This window comes from Acidovorax sp. HMWF018 (assembly GCF_003061035.1).
GTDB classification, from domain to species: Bacteria; Pseudomonadota; Gammaproteobacteria; order Burkholderiales; family Burkholderiaceae_C; genus Acidovorax; species Acidovorax delafieldii.
In genome coordinates this window covers 1-5,002 of record NZ_QAIM01000077.1, presented here as the reverse complement: position 1 = coordinate 5,002, position 5,002 = coordinate 1, and the positions used below count along the sequence as shown (strand labels likewise).

The following is a 5,002-nucleotide window of genomic DNA, read 5'->3' as shown; positions in this document are numbered from 1 at the left end:
TGCATGTGGAAGTGCGAATTTGATCATTCCCGAGTATTGATTTCGGGCGACTGGTTGCGTTTCATTAATAAGTGCTGCCACGGGCCAAGATAAATACTCCATGTTTCTATATAAACAAGTAAAGGCTGAGGAATGAGAAAAGGTGTTGCGGTTATCGGAGTATTGCTTATGTGTGCAGGCGCGATAGCCGCAGACTGGGCATTTGAATTCAAGCCAGTCAATGCGCAAATGGCAATTTACTCTGGAGGTTTGGGCGATCCAGCAGCACCCACAGCCCAAGACGCCAAAGTGTCATTCCATGTGCAGGGTAGAGCTGCACGCGACTTGTTTGACCGCATGGGGCCCGACGTGAAGAGTGAGTGTGGGTCCGACCCGAAAACGCGTGCAAGAGTCCGTGACCGCCTTCAGTGCATTCGCTATTCCCCATCCGACTACAGCTGCTATTTCGGCTTTGATCTGAAAGACGGGAAAAGCATCGGCGGCAATATCTGTTGAGTGAGGCCAGACGACCTGCTGCTCAATGGGGGGCGTTTTCTCCGCTAGGCAGGACGCATGCGGATGCATGGCCGCGGTGGGTTGTCCGTGCCTGACCCATTCCAAAATCGCCTAAGCCCTTTGATCAGGGTTGCACCAAGGCATTTTTCGCTTTAGCCCGGGTCCGCCCCACCCGCACTCTCCGCCATCTCCAACTGCATCATCACCATGTTGACCAGCGTGTGCACCGAAGGTCGCCCGGTCTCGATCACGTAGTGGGCGGTTTCTCGGTACAGGTGGTCGCGCTGGGCGTAGAGGTCGCGCAGCTTGTCCATGGGGTTGCCGCCTTGCAGCAGGGGGCGGGTCTTGTCGTGTTTGACGCGCTTGAAGATTTCTTCGGGCGAGGCGCGTAAGTACAGCACATTGCCGAACTGGCGCAGCACCTCGCGGTTCTCGGGGCGCAGCACGGCGCCGCCGCCGGTGGAGAGCACCATGCCGCCGGGCTGCTGGGCCACGTCGGCCAGCACCTGGGATTCGATGTCACGGAAGCGGGCTTCGCCTTCAACCTCGAAGAAGCTGCGGATGGTGGTGCCCAGGGTCTGTTCCAGCCGGTGGTCCAGGTCGATGAAGGGCACACCCGCCCGGTGGGCCAGTTGCCGGCCGACGGTGGATTTGCCCGAGCCGGGCATGCCGACCAGTGCGCAGCGAATCTGCATAGGTTCAAAAAAGAGGTCTGGGGGAGGGCCTGCGTACTGCGGATGGGGCTGTTTCGCGTGCCGTAACTGGGCGTTGAGTGTAAGCCGGGGCCCTGTTGCCATGCGCAGCGATTGCAACTGGCGCGACCCCAGCGAGGGACGCCGAGCAAGGGCCGCCCCGCAGCGAGGGCGTCGTCCCCCTGCCCGCGCCCAGCGCGAAGCGGGGGGCTGAGGGACGCGGCTCCAAGCCTGCCTGCGCAGGCTTGGACGGCCTGAAGAGCTGCCGTCTCTGGCGGCTGCGCGGTGGCGTGCGCTCAGTGGGTGGGGCTAATCACAGCGCGGCATACACCAACGCCGGGTACAGCTCGCACAGGTACCGCAGCTGGCCGGGCGCCTGGGTGAGCAGGATGGCGAACAGGTCTTCCGCAGGGTCCACAAAAAAGAAGGTGCCGCCCAGGCCGCTCCAGCTGTAGTGCCCGGCCGATCCAGGGCGGGTGGCCTGGCCGGTGGCGGTGCGCACGGCCACGCCCAGGCCAAAACCGTAGCCGGTGGGCAGGATGTCGCCTGCCACAGGCAGACTACCCAGGTGGTCGGCGGTCATGAAGTCCACCGTGGCGCGGCCCAGCAGGCGCACGGGGGCGCCAAGGCCATCGGGCCCGGGGGCCGTGCCCCGGCCCAGCATGAGCTGCAGGAAGCGCGCGTAGTCGCTGGCGGTAGACACCAGCCCGCCACCGGCCGACTCGAACACGGGCGGTGCGGTCACGTCGATCAGTGGCATGCCGAGCCCGGTCTGCGGGTCGCGCTCAAAGGCTTCGGCCAGGCCGTGCTGCTGCGCGGCAGGCACCGAAAAGCCCGTGTCGTGCATGCCCAGCGGGCCAAACACGCGGCGTTGCAGGAGGGCGCCCAGGCTTTCGCCCTCAATCACCTCCAGCACCGCGCCCAGCACGTCGGTGGCGCGGCTGTATTCCCAGCGGGTGCCGGGCTGGTGGACCAGGGGCAAGGGGCCCAGCGCGGCGGCCAGTTCGGCGTTGCTGTGGCGGCGCGAGCCGATGCGCGCCGCGCGGTAGGCGTCGGGCACGGTGCCCGCCTCCCACGCGTAGCTCAGGCCGGCGGTGTGGCGCAGCAGGTCGTGCACCGTGGCCTCGCGTTGCACCGGGGTGGTGGTGCCGGTGGCTTCGTCGTACACGCGCTGGCCTGCAAACGCGGGCAGGTAGTGCGACACGGGGTGCGACAGCAGCAGGCGGCCTTCTTCCATGAGCATCATCGCCACCAGCGAGGCGATGGGTTTGGTCATGGAATAGATGCGGAACACCGTGTCGGGCGCCATCGCGGGCACTGCCGACTCGGCGCTGGGCGGGCGCTGGTGGCCCACGGCCGTGTGCAGCACGGTGTGGCCCTGGTGGTGGATGAGGGCCACGGCACCGGGCAGCAGGCCCTGGTCCACATGGGTTTGCAGCACAGAGCGCAGGCGGGCGAGGGCAGAGGGGTTCATGGCGGCTGGAGGAGGGTTTTGAGGCAATTTGGGCCGGTAGCGCTAGTGCATATTGCGCTGATAGCTATCAAAAAAAGAGCGCATGGGGTAGACCTTTTAATGGGGCTCAGGACTCCGTGTCAGCGGCACGGCTGCGCTCTTGCTCCTGCAGTTCGCGCCATTGCACCTTGCCCGTGCCGGACTTGGGCAGGCTGTCCACCAGCTGCACGATGCGTGGGCTTTTGTAGGCGGCCATGTGTTCGTGGCTCCAGTCGATGATGGACTGCTCGCTCACCTGGCCCTTGAAGGCGTCGCGCAGCACGACCAGGGCCTTCACCGTCTCGCCCCGGCGCTCGTCGTGGGCGGCGATCACGCACACCTCCTGGATCGCAGGGTGGGCGTACATCATGGCCTCGACCTCGGCGGGCCAGACCTTGAAGCCCGAGGCGTTGATCATGCGTTTGAGCCGGTCCACCATGAAGAAGTAACCGTCCTCGTCCACCTGCGCCAGGTCGCCCGTGCGCAGAAAACGCTTGCCGTCCAGCGTGATAAAGCTGTCGGCCGTGGCCTGCGGGTTGTTCCAGTAACCCAGCATGACCTGCGGGCCATGCACCACGATCTCGCCAATCTCGCCCGGTGGCAGTTCGGTAAAGGTGGCTGGGTCCACCACGCGCGCATCCACGTCGAACACCGGGATGCCCAGGCACTGCGGCTTGGGGTGGTGGGGCGGGTTGATGTGGGTGGCGGCCATGGTTTCGGACATGCCGTAGCCCTCCACGTAGTCCAGTCCGGTCAGGTCCTTCAGCTGCTGCGCCACGGCCTTGGGCATGGCCGCGCCGCCGCCGCGTATGGCCTGGATGCTGCTGATGTCGTAGTCGGCAATGCGCGGGTTGGCCAGAAAGTCCACCACCATGGTCGAGATGGCCTGCCAGATGGTGACCCGGTAGCGCTGGATGAGCTGGGCGGCCGCGTCACGGTCCCAGCGCGGCAGCACGACCACGGTGGCGCCCACAAACAGCGGGCCGTTCATGCTGCCCGATAGGCCGGTGACGTGGAACAGCGGCAGCACCGCGAGGTAGGTCGAATCCTGCGTGCGCGCAAACCACTGCACTCCGCCCACCAGCGTGCTCATGGCGCTGCGGTGCGTGTGCATGCAGCCTTTGGGGTGGCCCGTGGTGCCCGAGGTGTAGGGCATCACGCACAGGTCGTCCGGCCCGGTGGTGATGGGGCCGGGGGTGCGCTGCTGCGCGAGCATGTCGCTCCACAGCGTGACGCCCGGGGCATCAATGGCCTGGCGCGGTGCCGACACGAAAGCGGGCACGGGCAGGTCGGTGGGCACCTGCAGGTAGTCGCTGTACGCGGCCACGATGAGGTGCTGGAGCTTGCCCTCACCAGACTCTTCGCCCGCTACATCCACCAGCGGCTGGGCCTGTGCATGCAGGTCCTGCGGCACAAAGGCCACGGTCGCGCCGCTGTCGTGCACATAGTGGCGCAGCTCGTCGGTGCGGTTCATGGGGTTCACCGGCACCACCACCGCGTTGGCGCGCAGGATGCCGTAGAACGCCAGGATCCACTGCGGGCTGTTCTGCATGTACAGCAGCACCCGGTCGCCCGCCTTCACGCCACACACCTGCTGCAAGAAGCCCGCAATGTGCTCCGCCTGCTGCTGGAACTGCCGGAAGGTCACCAGCGTGTCGTAGAACACCAGAAAAGGCTTGTCCGGGTAACGCGCGGCCGACACCTCGGCGTTGTGGAACAGATGGGTCTGCGGCAGCGTGAGGTGGCGAGACAGGCCGGGCGGCCAATGGGCGAGGTGGCGGTCGGACATGGGTTACGGCACTCTGGGTTGGTTCGTGCGGGGCGCAGACCTGACGAAGCAGGTCGCGCCCCAGGGGGCGTTAAATCAAGCTAGCGCCACCATCCACCACGATGGACTCGCCCGTGATGTGCCGCGAGGCGTTGGACGCCAGGAACACCACCGCGCCTTTGAGGTCCTCTTCGCCGCCAATGCGGCGCAGGGGCGTGCGCTCGATCATCGCAGGGCCCAGCTTTTCAATCAGGCCGCTGGCCATTTTGCTGGGGAAGAAGCCGGGGCAGATCGCATTGACGCGAACGCCGTAGTGCCCCCATTCGGACGCCAGCGTGCGCGCAAAGTGCAGCGCGGCGGCTTTGGAGGTGTTGTAGGCAATGGTGTTCATGCCCGGGGGCGTGCCCTTGAGCGCGGCCACCGAGGCCGTGACGATGATCGAGCCCTTGCCGCGCGGGATCATGCAGCGCTTGCCCACTTCGCGCGACAGGAAGAACGGCGCGCTCACGTTCAAGTCCATCACCTTGTGCCAGGCGGCGTCGGGGTAGTCCTCGG

Annotated in this window: 5 protein-coding genes; 1 reads left to right on the top strand and 4 read right to left on the bottom strand. The window is 65.8% G+C overall.

Annotated elements, in window-relative coordinates; all coding sequences use genetic code 11:
• Positions 1–132 precede the first annotated feature (132 nt).
• Positions 133–495 carry a hypothetical protein gene (locus DBR23_RS30220; RefSeq protein ID WP_146185468.1) on the top strand — a complete coding sequence of 121 codons (363 nt, stop codon included), beginning with the start codon at positions 133–135 and terminating at the stop codon, positions 493–495.
• A gap of 152 nt (positions 496–647) precedes the next feature.
• Here DBR23_RS30220 and DBR23_RS02825 read toward each other — a convergent pair whose 3' ends face one another.
• The 4 genes from DBR23_RS02825 to DBR23_RS02810 form a co-directional block, all read right to left on the bottom strand.
• Complete coding sequence (locus DBR23_RS02825) at positions 648–1,190, bottom strand: shikimate kinase (protein ID WP_108497249.1); 543 nt, start codon at positions 1,188–1,190, stop codon at positions 648–650.
• Between the two features lie 310 nt (positions 1,191–1,500).
• Entirely contained in the window at positions 1,501–2,661 is a 1,161-nt protein-coding gene (locus DBR23_RS02820; RefSeq protein ID WP_108497248.1) for a serine hydrolase, read from the bottom strand.
• Positions 2,662–2,767: 106 nt separating this feature from the next.
• Positions 2,768–4,468: a long-chain fatty acid--CoA ligase gene (locus DBR23_RS02815; RefSeq protein WP_108497247.1), complete on the bottom strand. Its 1,701-nt coding sequence runs from the start codon at positions 4,466–4,468 to the stop codon at positions 2,768–2,770.
• Positions 4,469–4,538: 70 nt separating this feature from the next.
• Positions 4,539–5,002: SDR family oxidoreductase (locus tag DBR23_RS02810; RefSeq protein WP_146191207.1), on the bottom strand; the 464-nt coding region annotated here is incomplete at its 5' end.

What these genes read in the sequence shown, in the direction of transcription:
- DBR23_RS02825 (WP_108497249.1), bottom strand. Translation starts at nt 1,190, where the DNA reads ATGCAGATTCGCTGCGCACTGGTCGGCATGCCCGGCTCGGGCAAATCC.
- DBR23_RS02815 (WP_108497247.1), bottom strand. Translation starts at nt 4,468, where the DNA reads ATGTCCGACCGCCACCTCGCCCATTGGCCGCCCGGCCTGTCTCGCCAC.
- DBR23_RS30220 (WP_146185468.1), top strand. Translation starts at nt 133, where the DNA reads ATGAGAAAAGGTGTTGCGGTTATCGGAGTATTGCTTATGTGTGCAGGC.
- DBR23_RS02820 (WP_108497248.1), bottom strand. Translation starts at nt 2,661, where the DNA reads ATGAACCCCTCTGCCCTCGCCCGCCTGCGCTCTGTGCTGCAAACCCAT.